At 43.5% G+C, this 18,089-nt stretch carries 17 protein-coding genes and 1 tRNA gene; 16 read left to right on the top strand and 2 right to left on the bottom strand.

From position 1 onward, the window contains the following. The first annotated feature begins 23 nt into the window (after positions 1 to 23). From ACKVDP_RS04405 to ACKVDP_RS04340, 14 genes are all read left to right on the top strand, one after another. Positions 24 to 1,046 (top strand): TRAP transporter substrate-binding protein, encoded by a 1,023-nt coding sequence (locus ACKVDP_RS04405; RefSeq protein WP_409227599.1) that lies wholly within the window; start codon positions 24 to 26, stop codon positions 1,044 to 1,046. 73 nt (positions 1,047 to 1,119) lie between these two features. Continuing rightward, a complete protein-coding gene (locus ACKVDP_RS04400; protein ID WP_409227598.1) occupies positions 1,120 to 1,614 on the top strand; it encodes a TRAP transporter small permease in 495 nt (164 codons plus the stop codon). A gap of 12 nt (positions 1,615 to 1,626) precedes the next feature. Then, positions 1,627 to 2,904, top strand: coding sequence for a TRAP transporter large permease (locus ACKVDP_RS04395; protein WP_409227597.1), 1,278 nt, complete (start codon positions 1,627 to 1,629; stop codon positions 2,902 to 2,904). 44 nt (positions 2,905 to 2,948) lie between these two features. Further along, positions 2,949 to 4,604 (top strand): dihydroxy-acid dehydratase, encoded by a 1,656-nt coding sequence (gene ilvD / locus ACKVDP_RS04390; RefSeq protein WP_409227596.1) that lies wholly within the window; start codon positions 2,949 to 2,951, stop codon positions 4,602 to 4,604. A gap of 22 nt (positions 4,605 to 4,626) precedes the next feature. Continuing rightward, a complete protein-coding gene (panB, locus tag ACKVDP_RS04385) occupies positions 4,627 to 5,460 on the top strand; it encodes a 3-methyl-2-oxobutanoate hydroxymethyltransferase (protein WP_409227595.1) in 834 nt (277 codons plus the stop codon). 45 nt (positions 5,461 to 5,505) lie between these two features. Then, a complete protein-coding gene (gene panB / locus ACKVDP_RS04380) occupies positions 5,506 to 6,357 on the top strand; it encodes a 3-methyl-2-oxobutanoate hydroxymethyltransferase (RefSeq protein ID WP_409227594.1) in 852 nt (283 codons plus the stop codon). Positions 6,358 to 6,392: 35 nt separating this feature from the next. Next, entirely contained in the window at positions 6,393 to 7,313 is a 921-nt protein-coding gene (locus ACKVDP_RS04375) for a ketopantoate reductase family protein (protein ID WP_409227593.1), read from the top strand. 161 nt (positions 7,314 to 7,474) lie between these two features. After that, positions 7,475 to 8,326: a 3-methyl-2-oxobutanoate hydroxymethyltransferase gene (gene panB, locus ACKVDP_RS04370; RefSeq protein WP_409227592.1), complete on the top strand. Its 852-nt coding sequence runs from the start codon at positions 7,475 to 7,477 to the stop codon at positions 8,324 to 8,326. A 150-nt stretch (positions 8,327 to 8,476) separates the two neighbouring features. Next, positions 8,477 to 9,499: an alpha-hydroxy-acid oxidizing protein gene (locus ACKVDP_RS04365; protein WP_409227591.1), complete on the top strand. Its 1,023-nt coding sequence runs from the start codon at positions 8,477 to 8,479 to the stop codon at positions 9,497 to 9,499. A 55-nt stretch (positions 9,500 to 9,554) separates the two neighbouring features. Next, positions 9,555 to 10,481, top strand: a complete 927-nt coding sequence (locus tag ACKVDP_RS04360) for an AEC family transporter (RefSeq protein WP_409227590.1) — start codon at positions 9,555 to 9,557, stop codon at positions 10,479 to 10,481. 28 nt (positions 10,482 to 10,509) lie between these two features. Then, on the top strand, positions 10,510 to 11,784 hold the full coding sequence (locus tag ACKVDP_RS04355; RefSeq protein ID WP_409227589.1) for a radical SAM protein: 1,275 nt from the start codon (positions 10,510 to 10,512) through the stop codon (positions 11,782 to 11,784). A gap of 32 nt (positions 11,785 to 11,816) precedes the next feature. Next, positions 11,817 to 12,002 (top strand): 4-oxalocrotonate tautomerase, encoded by a 186-nt coding sequence (locus tag ACKVDP_RS04350; RefSeq protein ID WP_409227588.1) that lies wholly within the window; start codon positions 11,817 to 11,819, stop codon positions 12,000 to 12,002. Between the two features lie 127 nt (positions 12,003 to 12,129). Further along, positions 12,130 to 14,136 (top strand): TRAP transporter permease, encoded by a 2,007-nt coding sequence (locus ACKVDP_RS04345; RefSeq protein WP_409227587.1) that lies wholly within the window; start codon positions 12,130 to 12,132, stop codon positions 14,134 to 14,136. 26 nt (positions 14,137 to 14,162) lie between these two features. Further along, complete coding sequence (locus tag ACKVDP_RS04340) at positions 14,163 to 15,134, top strand: TAXI family TRAP transporter solute-binding subunit (protein ID WP_409227586.1); 972 nt, start codon at positions 14,163 to 14,165, stop codon at positions 15,132 to 15,134. Between the two features lie 72 nt (positions 15,135 to 15,206). On the opposite strand, the gene sdaAA is transcribed toward ACKVDP_RS04340, so the two are convergent. After that, the gene (sdaAA, locus tag ACKVDP_RS04335) at positions 15,207 to 16,070 is read right to left on the bottom strand and encodes an L-serine ammonia-lyase, iron-sulfur-dependent, subunit alpha (RefSeq protein WP_409227585.1); all 864 of its coding nucleotides are present in this window, start codon (positions 16,068 to 16,070) and stop codon (positions 15,207 to 15,209) included. Positions 16,071 to 16,083: 13 nt separating this feature from the next. Continuing rightward, positions 16,084 to 16,746 carry an L-serine ammonia-lyase, iron-sulfur-dependent subunit beta gene (gene sdaAB, locus ACKVDP_RS04330; RefSeq protein WP_409227584.1) on the bottom strand — a complete coding sequence of 221 codons (663 nt, stop codon included), beginning with the start codon at positions 16,744 to 16,746 and terminating at the stop codon, positions 16,084 to 16,086. Positions 16,747 to 16,901: 155 nt separating this feature from the next. Between sdaAB and ACKVDP_RS04325 the strand changes: the two genes are divergently transcribed. Continuing rightward, positions 16,902 to 16,978, top strand: a tRNA-Arg gene (locus ACKVDP_RS04325). Positions 16,979 to 17,053: 75 nt separating this feature from the next. After that, entirely contained in the window at positions 17,054 to 17,935 is an 882-nt protein-coding gene (locus tag ACKVDP_RS04320) for a DMT family transporter (RefSeq protein ID WP_409227583.1), read from the top strand. Positions 17,936 to 18,089: the final 154 nt, after the last annotated feature.

The raw sequence follows: 18,089 nt of genomic DNA, 5'->3' as shown, positions 1-18,089 counted from the left end.
ACTTATGAAAACAGGAGGGTAAAATGAAAAAAATATTAGCTATTTCTTTATTAGTTGTAATGATGCTTTCTTTGGTTGCATGTGGTGGAGGATCAGAGGCTCCTGCTGGTAACGGCGGATCAGAACAGCCAGCAGCAGGCGACGATGTAATAGTAATTAGACTTGGTACTGCAACTGAGCCTGATGGTCACTATGTACTTGGAGCAAAGATGTTCGAAGAAAAAGTAGAAGAATACACTGAAGGTAAAGTAGACGTTCAGATTTTCCCAAGCAGCCAGCTTGGAAATGAAAGAGACCTTATTGAGGGTCTTAGCCTTGGAACTCTTGAAATGACAGTAAGTTCAACAGGTCCACTGCCAAACTTCTCAAAAGACTTTATGCTATTTGACCTACCTTTTATTGTAACTGATAGAGAGGCTGCATATGAGGTTATGGATGGTGAAGTTGGACAGGAAATACTTGCATCATTGGAGCCAATAGGAATCAAAGGTCTAGGTTTCTGGGAGAATGGTTTTAGAAACCTATCAAACAGCAAGAGAGAAGTCTTGACTCCTGAAGATGTTAAAGGACTTAAGATAAGAACAATGGAGAATCCAGTTCACATAGCTTCTTTTGAACTTCTTGGAGCAACACCTACGCCGATGGCATGGGGAGAGGTTTTCACATCACTACAACAGGGAACAATTGATGGTCAGGAAAATCCACTGGTAATTTTCGATACTAACAAGCTGCACGAAGCTCAAGACTATCTTTCACTTACAGGACATTTCTACTCACCAGCAGTTATGATGATAAGCCTTGATGCTTTCAACAGTTATCCAGCAGATGTTCAAGATGCAATTGTAAGAGCTGAGAAGGAAGCAAGAGATTGGGAAAGAGCATACAGCAAGCAAATGGATGAGGAGCTTGTCGAGGTTATTGAGGCAAATGGAGTAACCGTTTCAGAGGTAGACAAGCAATTGTGGCAGGATGCATTCGCGCCAATTTACGAGAAATTCTCAGATCAGATCAATCCAGAATATATTGATGCATTACTAGGAAAATAAATTATAAGGGAATGGGGTGCGATGCTGCACCCTATCCTAATATGTTTAACCATAGCAATTAAGGAGGTTAATAATGAAGAAAATCATAGATTTTCTGGATAATTTTGAAGAGAAGATAATCACGATAATTCTGCCGCTAATGGTTATTGTCGTATTTATGGCCACTTTTTTCAGATATACCGGGTTAGCTAATTTCCCATGGGCTGAGGAATTGGCAAGGTATCTAATGATTTGGATAGTATTTTTAGGAATTGGCGTAGGTGCCAAACGAAATCAACATTTTACGGTTGATAATTTTGTTAGTGCAATGCCTGCATCAACCCACAAGTATTTCTTTATACTTAGAACCACAATAATAGTCGGTTTTTCTGGTTTTATGCTTGTAAATGCTGGAAATCTGATCATGAGACTTCAAAAGATGGGACAGACAACTCCCGCTCTTCATATACCAACATGGATGGTTTACTCAGCTGTACCTGTGGGACTGTTTCTATTGATTATCAGATCTCTCCAGTACGCAATTGGTCAGATAAGAAGGGAAAAAGAAATTAAATCAAATATTGATTAGGAGGTGGATAATTTGGCAATTACACTTTTTGGAATGTTGGCATTTATGCTTTTGCTGAATATCCCCATAGCCATTTCACTAGGGATAGCATCAGTGGTTGCTCTGCTTACAGGTGACATGAACACCAATATAGTAGTGGTAGTTCAACGTATGTTTACTGCAATAGACAGTTTTCCATTTATGGCAGTACCTTTCTTCATTTTATCGGGAGATTTGATGGAAAAGGGTGGTATATCGAAGAGGTTAATTAGATTTGCCCAGGTAATATTGGGAAAACTCCCTGCAAGTCTTAGTATAATCACAACAATTTCTTCGGCATTTTTTGGTGCAATATCTGGCTCAAATCCAGCAACAGTAGCGGCAATTGGCGGTATCATGATTCCTAATATGGAAAAGGCCGGTTATCCCAAGGATAGAGCAGCGGCTATTGCCGCATCTTCTGGTACACTGGGAGTGGTTATACCACCAAGTATATCGATGGTTACATATGCAATAATTGCCTCAGTATCAATAGGTACCATGTTTATTGCAGGCGTAATTCCAGGACTTATGCTGGCAGGGGCTATCATATTCATAAGTATAGTGACTGTAGGTAGATTTGAAATCAAGCAGCACGAGAAGATAACTGTTGGAATAGTAATAAAGTCCTTCTTTAATGCAATATGGGCACTCCTGATGCCAGTGATAATTCTCGGCGGAATTTATGGTGGAATATTTACTCCCACAGAAGCTTCTGCAGTAGCTGTAGTGTACGCTTTTATTGTATCAAAATTTATTTACAGAGAACTTAAAATGAAGGACCTACCTGGGATTTTATCCAAATCTGCAGTTAGCACTGCTATCGTTTTGTTTACAGTTGCGATGTCAGCACCATTCTCATGGCTGATGACAAGTGCAAATATACCAACTACAATAGCTGGAGCGATTTTGGGGGCCTTCAGCAGCAAGTACGTTGTCTTATTGCTTATTAACGTAATATTGTTGTTCCTTGGAATGTTCCTTGAGACACAATCAATCATATTACTGATGACTCCGATGCTGTTGCCATTGGCTCAGATATTGGGTCTAGATCCGGTAGCACTGGGGATAATAATGGTAATAAACACCTCAATAGGAATGATAACACCACCTATGGCCATAAACCTGTTTGTTGCAGGTAACCTGGCAGACATATCCATAGGCCAGATAAGTAGGAGAATAATGCCTTTCCTTTTGGCAGAGATAGCTATACTTCTCTTGATCACATATTTCCCAGCAATAATTATGTGGCTGCCAAGCTTACTGAGTTAGTACCTTTTAATATAGAACAGGTAATATAGAACAGGAGGAAACATATGAAAAGCCATGGAACAACTAAAGGTTTAGAAAGAGCAACGCATAGAGCTCTTTATTATTCAATGGGCTTCTTGCCGGAAGATCTGGATAAGCCCTTGATAGGTATAGTTAATTCACAAAATGAAGCAGTACCAGGACATGTACACCTAGACACAATAGCAAAGGCAGTGAAGGAAGGAGTCCTTCAAGCAGGAGGAACTCCCATCGAGTTTCCGACCATAGGGATATGTGATGGCATAGCACAAGGAAACTATGGTATGCATTACCCTCTGGCAAGCAGGGAGCTTATAGCAGATTCCGTTGAATGCATGATGAACGGTCACTCTTTTGATGCAATGGTTCTTATAACAAATTGCGACAAGATCACTCCTGGGATGCTTATGGCAGCAGCAAGACTTGATGTCCCTGCTATCATGATCAGCGGTGGGCCAATGGCCACTGGCTTCAATGAAGGAAGGGAAGTTGGATATACGGATCTGATGGAGGCTTCAGGCGCAGTGGCTAGAGGAGCCATGACACCTGAAGAGCTTGTTCAGCTTGAAAAGGTTGCTCTTCCTGGTTGTGGGGCATGTAACCTTCTTGGAACCGCAAACTCAATGAACTTCCTGACCGAAGGAATAGGAATGGCCTTGCCTGGAAGTACCTATCCCTCAACATCAGGAAAAAGGCTGGCACTTGCAAAGGAAACAGGCAAGAAGATAATGGAGCTTTATGAAAAAGATATTAAGCCAAGTGACATATTTAAACCTGATGCATTCTATAATGCTCTTCTACTTGACATGGCAATCGGTGGATCCTCCAATACAATACTTCATCTTGCATCGATAGCAAATGAAGCAGGAATAGAATTTAACATGGACCTAGTTGAGGAAATTGTTGCCAAGACACCACATTTGGTTAAGCTAAAGCCAGCTGGGGATCATTTCCCTGCAGATCTTGACAGAGCAGGAGGAGTGGAAGCGGTACTTAAGGAGCTTAAGCTGCTGGGTCTGCTTAAGGATACCATGACTGTAACAGGAAAAACCGTCTTTGAGAATGTTGAAGATGCCAAGGTTATCAATAGGGATGTCATAAGGGATATGGAAACTGCCTATTCGAGAACAGGCGGACTTAAGATACTGTACGGTTCATTGGCACCGGAAGGTGCTGTATGTAAGAAAGCGGGAGTTGTTGATAAGATGCTTAAACACTCAGGGCCTGCAAGAGTTTTTGAAAAGGAAGAAGAGGCCGTTAAGGCAATCTTTGCAGGAGTCATAAATCCTGGGGATGTTGTAGTAGTAAGATATGAAGGACCAAAAGGCGGACCAGGTATGAGAGAAATGCTGACACCGACTTCAGCTATAATTGGAATGGATTTAGGTGACAAGGTAGCATTGGTTACCGACGGCAGATTTTCAGGGGCTACCAGGGGGGCTGCAATAGGCCACATATCACCTGAGGCAGCAGATGGAGGACCCTTGGCATTTGTACGTGAAGGAGACATCATTAATCTTGACATAGAAAACGGTGTAATAGATCTTGAAGTTGCAGAAGAGGTTCTTGCAGAAAGAAGGAAGGACTGGACACCGCCAGTACCACCGGTCAAGAAGGGAAGCTACCTGGACAGGTATTCAAGACAGGTAGGGTCAGCGATGTCAGGGGCAATATTCAAATAATACTTAAAGGGAGTGTATGGGAATGACAAAGAAGAAGCTAACGATTAAAGAAATCATGGACAAAAAGCATGAAGGTGAAAAATTCGGTATGGTCACAGTATATGACTATCAGATGGCAACATTGGTTGATGAGTCAAGCTGTGAGATGATACTTGTGGGCGATTCGCTTGGAATGATAGTGCAAGGTTATGAAGGTACTACCCACGTTAATATTGAAGATATGGAATACCACCTAAAGGCTGTAAGAAAGGGTGCACCAAACACCTTCATTGTAGCAGACATGTCATTTATGTCATATCAGGCAAGCAAGGAAGAGGCAATCAGAAATGCAGGAAAACTAATGAAGCTAGGAGCTGATTGTGTCAAGATGGAAGGCGGTCTTGGAATAATGGACAAGATCAAAGCAGTATCAGAGGTTGGCATACCTGTAATGGCTCATATCGGACTTACTCCACAGACTGCAGCGGCGATCGGTGGATTTAAGCTCCAGGGTAAGAACAAGGATACAGCTGAGAGGTTAATCAAGGAAGCACTTGCTGCTGAAGAAGCAGGAGCGTTCTGTGTACTGATTGAACTTATTCCATCAGAACTTAATGACTATATCAATTCTAAGTTGACAGTTCCTGTAATGAGTACAGGTTCAGGACCATCTGCTGTTGGATTCAACTTGAATGCATATGACATGCTTGGGATATTCAGTGATTTCAAACCAAGATTTGTAAGACAGTATGCAAAGATGAGACAAGATATGATAGATGCATTCAGCGCTTGGGACAAGGATGTCAAGAGTGGATCCTATCCAGCACCTGAGGAAGCCTTCCACATGTCAGAGGAAGACATTCCAAAGATAGACTAAATTTGGAGTAAAAGTTGAGTTATACAATTATTTAGGAGGGACATAATGGCAAAAAAGAAGAGCATTCTTGATTTACACAAAATGAAATCAAATAAAGAAAAGGTTGCATGGATAACAGCTTATGATTTTCCTACAGCTTCATTTGCAGAGCAAGCTGGAATGGATATGATACTGGTGGGAGACTCTCTCGGGATGGTAGTTCTAGGTTATCAGGGAACAGTTCCTGTAACAATGGACGATTGCATATCGCATTGTCAGGCAGTTAGAAGAGGCGCCCCTAACACATTTGTTGTTGGAGATATGCCATTTGGATCATACCATAAAAGTGATGAGGATGCTGTTGAGAATGCAGTCAGATTCCTTAAGGAAGCAGATGTTGATGCAATAAAGCTTGAAGGTGGAGTTCGAATTGCAAGCAGAATCAAAGCCATTGCTGATGCAGGTATTGTTGCTATCGGACATATCGGATTGACACCTCAAAGTGCAGGCCAGTTGGGAGGATTCAAGGCTCAAGGACTTTATGTAGACAGTGCTGAGGACCTTATTAAGGATGCCATCGCAATTGAAGAGGCAGGAGCACTTGCATTGCTTCTTGAAGCTGTACCACCTGAGCTTACTGAATTTATAGCGAGCAAATTGTCTATTCCAGTATATTCAATCGGAGCAGGATTGCCATGCGACGGCCAGCTGATAATCTGTGGTGACATGCTTGGCATGTTCCAGGCCTTTACACCGAAATTTGTTAAGAAATACGCAAACGTAGCTGAAGTGATCACAAATGCCTTCAAGGAGTACGTTGATGATGTCAAGGGAGAGAATTTCCCTGAAGATAAGCATGTATATCACATCAAGGACAGTCTTGAGGACTTTCAAAAGTTGTTTAACAAATACGAGTAATCCAATAAGATGAATGATATCAGGAGGCTGGGACAATGAAAGTTGTAATAATTGGTGCCGGGGCCATGGGAAGCATTTATGGTGGCTTTCTTGCAGAAGCTGGCAATGAGGTATATTTTCTAGATGTATTCCAGGAGCATATCGACAATATAAACAAGGACGGATTATGGATTGAAGGGACAAGTGGTGACAGATACATAAAGAATATCAGGGCAACCTCAGATCCTTCGGAAGTTGGGGTTGTTGACCTGGCGATAGTGTTTGTAAAATCAACCATAACAGACCTAGCAATAAAGTCTAACCAGGCTGTAATAGGGGAAAATACTGTTGTTCTTACATTGCAGAATGGTCTTGGAAATATAGAGAAGATAAAAACCGTAGTGAAGGAAGGACAAATCATTTCAGGAACCACATCTCATGGAGCTAACCTCTTAGGGCCAGGTAGGGTAAAGCATGCAGGCCATGGTGCAACAGTAATAGGAGAACTTAACGGAGAGACAACCGACAGAATCAAGAAAATAGCTGATGTATTCAGAGATGCTAAGTTGGAACCGGTTTCAGTATCAGACAATGTAATGGGCTTGATTTGGGATAAGCTTTTGGTTAATGTAGGAATCAACCCAATGACTGCGATAACAGGATTAAAGAATGGAGAAATCCTGGATTACCCTGAGCTTGAATCATTGGCTGAAGAAGCAGTCAATGAAGCAATGTTAGTGGCCGATGCCTCCGGAATTACATTGGAGACACCAGATGCGGTAACCCATTTCAAAGAGATCAGCAGGGTAACTGGAGAGAATGTTTCCTCTATGCTATCGGATGTAATTAACAAGAGAAGGACTGAGATTGACAATATCAATGGAGCAATAGTAAGAGAAGGTGAAAAGCACAATATCAAGACGCCAGTTAATGCCCTTTTGACAAGGCTTGTTAAGCTGAAGGAAGAGCAATACTAGGAGAGACCAAGAAATGATTAAGTAACAGCTGATGGAAAGCTCATACTAAAGTAAATCTGTTAGACTACTTGATCATTACATAGTCAAGCACCTGTATGGAAAAAAGTTCTTCAAATAGCATTGCAAGTAGGTTAAACGGAGATATAAAAGGAGTGAATATAATGTCAGTTCATAAGGAATTAAACAAGAAAAAGATGACGATTGGAGATTTCAAGAAGTATAAAGAGGAAGGCAGAAAGTTTACATATGTAACTGCATATGATTTTACCACTGCATCGATTGTCAACGAAAGTGATGTAGACATAATCCTTGTGGGAGATTCATTGGGAATGATTATGCTTGGATATGATGGAACAACTGCAGTGACACTTGAAGATATGCTGCATCACATCAAACCAGTGGTCAAGGGGGCTCCAGACACATTTATCGTTGGAGATATGCCTTTTGGAACTTACAATGTGAGCATAGAGCAGGCGATTCAGACTGCAAACAGAATATATAAGGAAACCGGCTGCGATTGCGTCAAGCTTGAAGGTGGCGCAGAGATGGCTGATACAATAAGAGCCATAGTTAAGGCTGGGATACCTGTTATGGGACACATAGGTTTGACACCTCAGACAGCTGGAATGCTGGGAGGATTCAAGGTTCAGGGAGGAACACCGGAAAGTGCGAAACAGCTTATCGAAGATGCAAAGAAACTTGAAGAAGCAGGTGCATTTTCAATAGTGCTGGAGTGTGTGCCTAAAGGAGTTGCAAAAGCTCTTACGGCATCAGTAAGCATTCCTGTGTTAGGTATTGGAGCTGGTCCATATGTAGATTGTCAGGTTTTGGTCACACAGGATCTTTTGAATATGTATGGTGAGTTCAAGCCTAAATTTGTAAAGCAATTTGCCGACATCAGAAAGGCAATGGTTGATGGGTTAAACCAATTCCACAAGGAAAGTGTTGAGGGAGAATTCCCGTCAGCTGAGTATTCATTCAATGCAAAGGTAGAAGGATTCGAAGTAGAATAGCTTGTTGTTTATCCCCTATATATAGATAAAAGCTCACTGTCATCTGTCGAAATTGAATAGATGGCAGTGAGTTTTTACTGCATTAGTGTTATAATGGTATATAGAAAAATATTTGATTCTTTATTGATCAAATGCTTAAGGAGGATGACCATGGACTATAATGAAATCAGGGAAAATGCAAAAGAAATTCTGGCACCGTTGTGTCTGGTATGCAAGGAGTGCAATGGGGTCGCCTGTAGAGGCTGGGTTCCAGGAGTTGGTGCCAAAGGCACAGGCAACAGCTTCATCAGGAATTACAATTATCTCCAACAGGTAAAGGTAGTAATGGATATGATCTATGAAGGAAAGGGACAGGATACCAGCATCAACCTTTTTGACAAGGAATTTACCGCACCAATATTTGTAGCGCCAATAGGTGGTATGGACATAAATTACGGTGGAAGGATCGCCGAGGGAGAATATCACAGAAGAACCCTTATTGGAGCAAAGAATGCTGGAATAGCGGCATTTACAGGGGACGGAGCAAACCCTACATATTTTGATGAGCCACTCCAGCATCTTGAGGCTGTGGAAGGCTGGGGGGTACCAACCCTAAAGCCCTGGTCACAGGAGATGGTAATGGAGAAAATAAAGATTGTTGAAGAAATTGATGTTCTAGCCCTGGCTATGGACATAGATTCTGCCGGACTTGTACACCTGGCCAAATCAGGCAAGCCTGTATTTACAAAGACCGTTGAGGATCTAAGGGAAATTGTGAAGGGGACAAGGCTTCCTTTCATAATAAAGGGTGTGATGTCTGCAGAAGGGGCCAGAAAGGCCGCTGACTCAGGAGCCTATGGAATAGTGGTTTCAAACCACGGAGGAAGGGTTCTTGACAACACCCCTGCAACAACTGAGGTTCTGCCTGAAATAAGGGCGGCTGTTGGTGACAGGATGAAGATATTTGTAGACGGAGGAATCCGAACAGGTGCAGATGTGTTTAAGGCAATTGCCCTGGGAGCAGATGCTGTTCTTATAGGAAGAACCTTTACAATCATGGCTATCGGCGGAGGAGAGGAAGGGGTCCAGCTTCATGCAGAGAAGCTTATTGCAGAATTGAAGGACACCATGCTTATGACAGGCTGTAGCAGCATCAAGGATATAACAATGGACAAGATAGTATTACCCAAGTGAAAATAAAAATGGGGCGCAGTCCATCTGTGCCCCAAATACATAATGGAGAGACCCTATGAGCTATTTTATCTATACATTTTTCAATATAATATTTCCACTCTTTATCACAATTTTTGCAGGCTATGGAATCAGGTCCATTTTGCCAATTGATGTCAGGAGTCTTGTCAAGCTGCAGCTGTACCTTCTGCTGCCGGTTGTACTTTTCGTCAAGGTCTATGAAAGTGAGCTAAGTGGTGAGATCGTATTATCCGTATCCCTTGCAACCGCATTTGTAATGACAGCCATGTATGTGATTTCATTTGTAATTGCAAGGCTTAGGGGTTATTCTCCAGAGGATACAAGCGTATTTGTTAATTCAACAACCTTCTACAATGCCGGGAATTTGAGCCTTCCACTTATGCAGCTTCTTTACACAAACCCCATTGCGGTTTCAATCCAGGCAATAATAATGCTGGTTCACAATGTATTCTTCTTTACAGTGGGTATGTTCACAATAGGCAGCAGCAGAGGAAATGCCAGAAAGGCCATGGGATATGTTTTCAGGATGCCCTTTATTTATGTAATGATTACAGGTATAATATTAAGAAGAATCAATATGTCAATTTGGGATCCCCTTTGGCAATCCTTAAGCCTAATGAGCACAACCTATGCAGGGGTTGCCCTTATTACACTGGGGGCACAGCTTAGGGAGACAAGCTTCAGGCTTGGGAACCTTAGAATATATCTTTCAAACATTCTAAGGCTATTGATTGCTCCGCTGATAGGCTTTGCCGTTGTGATCTTTATGGGACTTGAGGGGATAACTGCCCAGGTCCTGATAATTGCAATGGGAGCGCCAACAGCAGTCAATGTTGCCCTTACATCCATGGAATTTGACAACAATCCTGAATTTGCATCACAGGCAGTGTTGACATCCACTGTACTCAGTGCTGTCACCTTGACAGTGGTGATAATGCTGGCCCAGCTGGCAGTACCCATCTAGGCAAAAGTAAATTTAGAAAGGTGATCAAATGAAGAAGCATATATTTATTGAAAAGAATGAGAACGGTTCTCTCCAGATACCCAAAGAGGCACTGGAAAAGGAGCATCAGGGAAGGCACCAGGAGTACATATTCTATGAGGATAACGGTAAGCTCGTACTTGCTCCCTCAATCCATTCCGTACAGAGGCTCTATATTGAGCCAACGGCAGCCTGCAATCTCAATTGCGTTACCTGCATAAGAAAGACCTGGAAGGAGACCATGGGCTTTATGGAGCGGGAGGAGTTCGACAGGCTCCTTAAGGGTATAAAGGAAATCAAGACCATCGACTCTGTGATGTTTGGAGGCTTCGGTGAGCCAACACACCATCCTGATATCTATTATATGATCAAGAGTATCAGCGACCTTGGAATAAGGACTGAAATCACAACAAACGGTACCAACCTAACCGAGGAAAATATTAGGAAGCTTATGGATGCTGGCCTCAAGAACCTTTGGGTCTCAGTTGACAGTATGGATGTGGGAAAGTTCAATGAAATACGTGAGGGTGCTGACTTTGGAGAAGTATTTGAAAATCTCATGACCCTGAAAAGGATGAACAAGGGCAAAAACAAGAAGCTGACCCTTGGAATAGCGTTTGTTGTGACAAAGGACAATGCCGAGGACCTGTCAAAGCTAAGGAGCTTTGCCACCAAGGTGTGGGCTGAAAAGATTTCCGTTAGCAATGTGATTCCATACGATCAGGAGATGGAAGACAAGATGCTTTGCAAGAAAACCCTGTTCAAGCCTCTTGCATACAGGAAACAGGATATCATCAGGAAGGGAACCAAGGAGGTTATGATACCTGAAATCAGCCTGCCAAGAATTGATTACAACAAATACACAAAGGAAGGACTCCATGACATACATGCATCCATGATGAAGACAAAAACCCTCCACGAGGAGTTCAAGGAGCACAACGACTACTGCCGATTCATAAACGAGGGTAATGTATTTGTGAGATGGGATGGTGAGGTAGCCCCATGCATGGGACTGATACATTCCTACACCACCTTCCTTAACGGAAATGAAAGACACATGAAGGAGCACACCTTTGGTAACATCAAGGATAAAACATTAAAGGAGATATGGGACCAGGAGGACTACAGGGATTTCAGGCAAAAGGTCTACGACTTTGACTTTTCACCGTGTGTCCTGTGCGGGGGATGTGAGGATGTGGACAGTAATGACAAGGATTGTCTGTCAAACTCATTCCCGGCCTGTGGAGGATGTCTCTGGGCACAGGGAGTAATCCAGTGTCCTTAGAATAAAACTAAATTTATCAAGGAGGGTTATTAATGCCAATACTTCAGGTTGAAATGCTTAAGGGAAGAACAGAAGAGCAAAAGAGGGCGATGGTTGAAAAGGTCACAGATGCTCTTGTGGAGACTGTAAACTGCAAGAGGGATGCTGTAAGAATCATCATCAGGGAGATGGAGGATGAAAACTTCGCCATAGGCGGAGTCCTAAAATCAGACATGTAACGCAAAAGGCTACTGTGGCATATGCACAGTAGTCTTGCTTTTTCCACAGGCAATTAAATTTCAATTGATTTATGACCCTTGGTGAAATAGAATAAAGGTTGTAATAACAGGTGAGCAGGTGTGAGGGATGAACAAGGAAACTAGCGGTATAGACTTAATTTCATACTTGACCAGTGAACAGCTTGAGGAGCTGGAGGAGGAAGCCCACCACATTGTGGAGAAAGTGGACAGAAGCAGCAGGATCAGAACCTACAAGGGTCCATGGTCCAGGATAATTACTGTACTTTCTGTCATATGGGTTATTTTCCAGCTGTATTTCACAACCATTGGAACCATGGAAGCAATTACCTTTAGGGCAATACATGCATCTGTATTGGTCTTGTTTGCATTTCTGCTCTATCCCGCCTGGAAAAACGAAAACAGGGACAGGAAGAGCCCTCCCTTGATAGATTATGTCCTAATAGTGATCAATATAGCTGTGTTTTCATACTTTGTCCTTAACTATAACAGGATTGCCATGACGGGAGGCTTTGTCACGGATTTTGAGAATCTGGTTGGGCTTCTTGCGATAGCACTTGTTTTCATAGCTGCCAGAAGGGCTTCAGGTGGGCTTGTGTGGCTATCTTCCATATTCCTTCTGTATAATTTCGCTGGCAGAATGATCCCAGGTACCCTTGGACATGGAGGATTTTCAGCCTCAAGGATAATCGGTCACATGTTCTGGGGAAGTCAGGGTATTTTTGGAAGTGGAATCGGGGTTTCTGCAACATATATCTTTGTATTTATCCTTTTCGGAGCATTTCTTAACCTGAGCGGCTTCAGCAAGCTGGTCAATAACCTGTCCCTATCCCTTGTGGGAAGGACAGCAGGGGGACCCGCCAAGGTTTCCGTAGTTGTTTCGGGATTCCTTGGTATGATAAATGGGTCTGCTGTTGCAAATGTTGCCACAACGGGAATAATAACCATACCCATGATGAAGGAAACAGGATATAAGAAGGAGTTTGCAGCTGGAGTTGAGGCGGCAGCCTCAACAGGGGGACAGTTCCTGCCCCCGGTAATGGGAGCGGTGGCCTTCCTTATGGCGGAATACATCGGAAAGTCCTATGCAGTGGTTGCCCTTGCCGCAGCCGTACCTGCAGTCCTATACTATTTTGGGCTCCTAATGTCAGTGCATTTTGAAGCGAAAAGACTGGGACTCAAGGGACTGGACAGGGAAAACATCCCCGATGCCCTGAAAGTGCTGAAAAGGGAAGGGCACCTTATTGCACCACTTCTTTCCCTACTTGGACTTATGGCTTTGGGCTATACACCCCTTTATGCCTGTGTGGTTTCAATATTTGTGGTGATAGCTTCAAGCTGGATGAGAAAGCATACAAGAATGGGCTTTAGGACCATTATACAGGCATGTGAGGACGGAGTAAGGGGAGTCATCAGCGTAGGAGTAAGCTGTGTTATAATTGGAATCATTGTAGGGACAGTATCACTTACGGGACTTGGACTTAAATTCGGATACCTGATGCTTAAGTTGGTCGGACCTGGTGAGTTGATAAAGGCTGGAGTCATGGTTGCCATCATGAGCATAATCCTTGGAATGGGCGTTCCTGGTATTGCTGCCTATGTTATAGTGACTGCTGTTGCAGTGCCGGTCATGGTTCAGGTTGGAGCACTTCCAATAGCAGCCCACCTGTTCTGCCTGATATATGCATCACTTTCAAATATAACCCCTCCTGTGGCAATGTCAGTTTATGTAGCTTCGGGAATTGCGGATTCGGATTTCAGAAAAACTGGAATACAGGCAGTGATGGTGGGTTTGTCGGGATTTATCCTACCCTTCTTCTTTCTGGTGAACCCAATACTCCTACTTGGAGCGGCTCCAGAGGGAACGGGTATTATGGCAACGGCGATTGCAATTTTAGGTGCTGCATTTGGAATATACTTCCTGGCATCCGGAACAGGAGGATGGTATATTAGAAGGAGTGGAATCATGGAAAGGACTGCGGCGATACTGATCGGGCTTCTGCTTATTCATCCTGCTGGAGGTACGGATGCAGCGGGAGTTGGGATTGCGGCACTTCTTACTGTGTATCAACTACACAAAAACAAGGGTGACAAGGCAAAGGAAATCAATGCCTGAAACATATTATACGAGGGGAGATAAGGATGAAAAGAATAATATCAATAGCACTGGTGCTTGTACTTGTGGCAGGGGTTCTGGCAGGCTGCGGGAACGGAGGAGATGGAGAGGTTACCTACCTTAAGTTTCCAACGGCATCCACCACAGGAGCCATCTATCCAATTGGTGCGGCAATATCAAATCTGTGGAATGAAAACATAGAGGGACTGAATGTATCCGTTGAGGCATCAAACGGAGGAGTCCAGAATCTGGGGCTGGTGGCTCAGGGAGAGGCACAGATAGGAGTTGCAGTAACAAACATCATGACTGAGCAAAAGAATGGTACAGGAGTTTTTGAGGGTCAGCAATATGATGGAATAAGGGTTCTTACAGCACTTTACTCAAACTACAACCAGGTGGTCGTAGGCAAGGACTCTGGAATTGAGACCCTAAGGGACATAAAGGGCAAGGTGTTTGCTCCTGGAGCACCGGGGAGCACCCCTGAGGTTGAGACAAACATCCACCTGACAGCTGCAGGCCTTAAATACCCAGATGATTTCAGCCCACAGTTTGTAGGCTTTACTGAGTCAATCGACCTTATAAGAAACAAGCAGCTGGACGGAGCATGGCTCCAGGCTGGAATTCCAACCTCAGCAGTGTCTGAGATCCTGTCAACAGCAGGTGGGAGACTGGTTTCAATCGATGAGGATGTCATAGCTCAGCTGACAGAGGAGTACCCATGGTACAACAGGGCGATTATCCCAGCAGGAACCTATGAGAATCAGGATTATGATGTGGTGACAACAAGCATTGTAATAACAATATTTGTCGATGAAAGCCTTCCGGAGGAGACTGTCTACCAGATGACAAAGGTTTTCTGGGAGAATGTTGAATCCCTGGGGAGTACCCATAACGCCATAAAGGGACTTGAGCTTGAACAGGCGGTCCAGAATCTGGCAGGGCTACCACTACACGAAGGCTCCGCCAAGTACTACAGGGAAATGGGAATAATGGAATAGGTCAACATAAGATTAAAAGAGCTGAACCTTGGATTTTAAACAAGGCCAGCTCTTTTTAAATTGACTAGATTCCTAAAGCAATTTTTCCTTCCACATCTTGCCGGTTTCTGTTGCTGCAAGACCTGCCAGGGAGGTTTCCCTAAGTGTAACAGGCATCAGAAGTCCGATATTGTACATGGCACTTATAACCTCGTCCCACGGTACCTTGGACTCCACTCCAGCCAGGGCCATTTCCGCTGCAATTATAGCATTTGATGCTCCAGCGGCATTTCTCTTTATACATGGAACCTCCACAAGACCAGCAAGAGGGTCACAGGTTAGACCAAGCATATTCTTTAGTGCCATTGCCATTGCATGTGCGGCCTGATTAGGAGTACCTCCCGCCATTTCCACTGCAGCAGCTGCAGCCATGGCGCTTGCAGAGCCAATCTCTGCCTGGCATCCGCCGGCTGCCCCGGAAATAAAGGCGTTGTTGGCTATTACAAATCCAAAGGCACCAGCCGTAAACAGATGCAGCATTGCCTGCTCATCATCCATACCAAGCTTCTCCTGTACTGCAAGGACGACAGCTGGCAGAACACCTGAAGATCCTGCAGTTGGACTTGCACAGATAAGACCCATTGATGCATTCACCTCATTTATGGAAATTGCATAGGATACAGCCTTTAGCAAGATCGGATCCGTAAGGTATTTTCCATTTCTTATGTATTCATCCACCTTCTTGGCATCTCCACCGGTCATTCCTGAATAGGAGGTGACCCCCTCAATCCCCTTCATTGCAGAGCTTTTCATAACCTGGAATTGTCTATCCATGGCTGAAATGACTTCCTTGCGACTCCTTTCCGTCAATTCAGTCTCCTGGTCTATCATGATTTCGTATAGCTTCTTTTTTTGGCTTTCCGCTTGCTGGACAAGCTCCTGAACATTCTTAAACATCCAATTCACCTCTCTATTCGTTCAGGGTGATTACCCTGATGATATTTTCCATTTTAGTGATTGCATTTATAAGATTATGGGAGACTGGTTGGTCAGTCTCAATTGTCATAAGTGCGACATCACCCTTTTCAATTCTCGAAACATTCATTCCGCTGATATTTATCTTGTTCATGGCAAGATTAGATGCAACCCCTGCTATGACACCATATACATCCTTGTGGAAAACAAGGATTGCAGGATTCTCGCCGGATAATTTAAGTGGGAACCCGTTGAGCTCTGTGATTCTAACCACTCCACCACCGATTGATATGGCAGCTATATCAAGCTTGTCATCACCCTTTGTCATGGATATCTTCATTGTGTTGGGATGCTCAGGGATAGCCTCCTCCTTTAAGAATGTAACATCAATTCCCAAATCCATGGCTGTGACCAGGGACTCTGGGATCCTTGGGTCATCCGTCTCATAGTTTAGGATGCCTCCAATTACAGCAACATCGGAGGCATGCCCCTTGTAGGTCTCGGCAAATGAACCGTAAAGCCTTACAACAACCTTTTCCGGCTGGGCATCAAATAGCCTTCTTGCAATCTGTCCAATTCTTACAGGACCTGCAGTATGGGAGCTGGAGGGGCCAACCATCACCGGTCCGATAATATCAAACACGCTTCTATATTTCATCCTTATACACCTCACATTCCAAGTATTGTATTAATTACATATTATATCAGATACAGGCCGCTTTTTCACTATTGTTTATTGAAGCGAGGGAGGGTTGTTCATTATTGACATTGGATTTGCCAAGGGTTATACTATTATAGTATCAAATCAACTGTGCGCCCATAGCTCAGCTGGATAGAGTAGCTGGCTTCGAACCAGTTGGTCGGGGGTTCGAATCCCTCTGGGCGTACCAATCAGAAATATTTAGGGCGTATCTTTTTGTATTAACATTAAGATTCGTCCTTTTGTTTAATAGGGGTGATAGCTGTTGAAGCAAAATGAATTTATAAATTCAATGATGGTTATGCTGGGAGCAGTTCTTTGGGGAACAATTGGAACAGCTCAGCATTTTGCACCTGAGGGTGCTACACCAATGTCAATAGGAGCCGTCAGACTGGCATTGGGCGGCGGAGTTCTGCTTCTCTATGCCTTCTTAAGGGGTAAGCTAAAGGGAAGGGATATTTTCTCAAGAAAGAGTACATATATTGGAGCGGCAAGCATGGCATCCTTCCAGCTTACCTTCTTTGCAGCTGTTCTTCTTACAGGAGTTGCCATGGGCACTGTTGTTGCAATAGGTAGTGCACCCATATTCGCTGGACTGATATCATTTGCTGTAAACAGAGAGAATCCTGGACGTAAATGGCTGATATCAACACTTGTATCTGTGTTTGGTTGTATTCTTCTTGTGGTGGGAGGAGATGAACTTTCCGTCAACGTATATGGAATATTGTTGGCTCTTGGAGCGGGACTGTCCTATGCCACCTACACCGCATCCACAAAGAACCTCCTGGATGAGTTCTCACCTGAGGCTGTAACGGGAATTGTATTTACCATGGGAGCAATTATAACATCCCCATTTCTTCTGATCTATAGCCTGGATTGGCTCCTTACGGCGAGGGGGATTGCTGTTGCCTTGCATCTTGGGCTGATCACAACTGCATTTGCATATGTAATCTTCTCTTATGGACTTTCGGGGACAAAGCTGCACAAGGCTGTGACCCTCACTCTTGCAGAGCCTGTAACTGCAGCACTGCTGGGAGTGTTTCTCCTTAAGGAAAGCCTATCTACACTGTCAGGAGTGGGTATGGGACTTGTTTTTGCAGGTCTTTTGATACTGTCAATAACCAGACCCAAAGAGAAAAGAGCATAATCAAATTAAGGACCATTGAGGATAATGGTATGTCTTTTACATGCATGGTTACTGCCAGATGTTTCTCTGAACATAATTGACAGAGCTTTAATATTATGCTTAAATTAGTGTATTAAAGAGAATACAAAAAAAGCCGGGACGAGTCTTTTGTTTG

The organism is Gudongella ferriphila (assembly GCF_046224405.1).
GTDB lineage: Bacteria > Bacillota > Clostridia > Tissierellales > Tissierellaceae > Gudongella.
The sequence above is the reverse complement of the archived record's forward strand: the minus strand, read 5'-3'. Positions and strand labels throughout refer to the sequence as shown.

Bases quoted from the DNA above. Each gene is read 5' to 3' on its own strand.
- ACKVDP_RS04405 (WP_409227599.1), top strand. From the start codon at position 24: ATGAAAAAAATATTAGCTATTTCTTTATTAGTTGTAATGATGCTTTCT.
- ACKVDP_RS04400 (WP_409227598.1), top strand. From the start codon at position 1,120: ATGAAGAAAATCATAGATTTTCTGGATAATTTTGAAGAGAAGATAATC.
- ilvD (WP_409227596.1), top strand. From the start codon at position 2,949: ATGAAAAGCCATGGAACAACTAAAGGTTTAGAAAGAGCAACGCATAGA.
- panB (WP_409227595.1), top strand. From the start codon at position 4,627: ATGACAAAGAAGAAGCTAACGATTAAAGAAATCATGGACAAAAAGCAT.
- panB (WP_409227594.1), top strand. From the start codon at position 5,506: ATGGCAAAAAAGAAGAGCATTCTTGATTTACACAAAATGAAATCAAAT.
- ACKVDP_RS04375 (WP_409227593.1), top strand. From the start codon at position 6,393: ATGAAAGTTGTAATAATTGGTGCCGGGGCCATGGGAAGCATTTATGGT.
- panB (WP_409227592.1), top strand. From the start codon at position 7,475: ATGTCAGTTCATAAGGAATTAAACAAGAAAAAGATGACGATTGGAGAT.
- ACKVDP_RS04365 (WP_409227591.1), top strand. From the start codon at position 8,477: ATGGACTATAATGAAATCAGGGAAAATGCAAAAGAAATTCTGGCACCG.
- ACKVDP_RS04360 (WP_409227590.1), top strand. From the start codon at position 9,555: ATGAGCTATTTTATCTATACATTTTTCAATATAATATTTCCACTCTTT.
- ACKVDP_RS04355 (WP_409227589.1), top strand. From the start codon at position 10,510: ATGAAGAAGCATATATTTATTGAAAAGAATGAGAACGGTTCTCTCCAG.
- ACKVDP_RS04350 (WP_409227588.1), top strand. From the start codon at position 11,817: ATGCCAATACTTCAGGTTGAAATGCTTAAGGGAAGAACAGAAGAGCAA.
- ACKVDP_RS04345 (WP_409227587.1), top strand. From the start codon at position 12,130: ATGAACAAGGAAACTAGCGGTATAGACTTAATTTCATACTTGACCAGT.
- ACKVDP_RS04340 (WP_409227586.1), top strand. From the start codon at position 14,163: ATGAAAAGAATAATATCAATAGCACTGGTGCTTGTACTTGTGGCAGGG.
- sdaAA (WP_409227585.1), bottom strand. From the start codon at position 16,070: ATGTTTAAGAATGTTCAGGAGCTTGTCCAGCAAGCGGAAAGCCAAAAA.
- sdaAB (WP_409227584.1), bottom strand. From the start codon at position 16,746: ATGAAATATAGAAGCGTGTTTGATATTATCGGACCGGTGATGGTTGGC.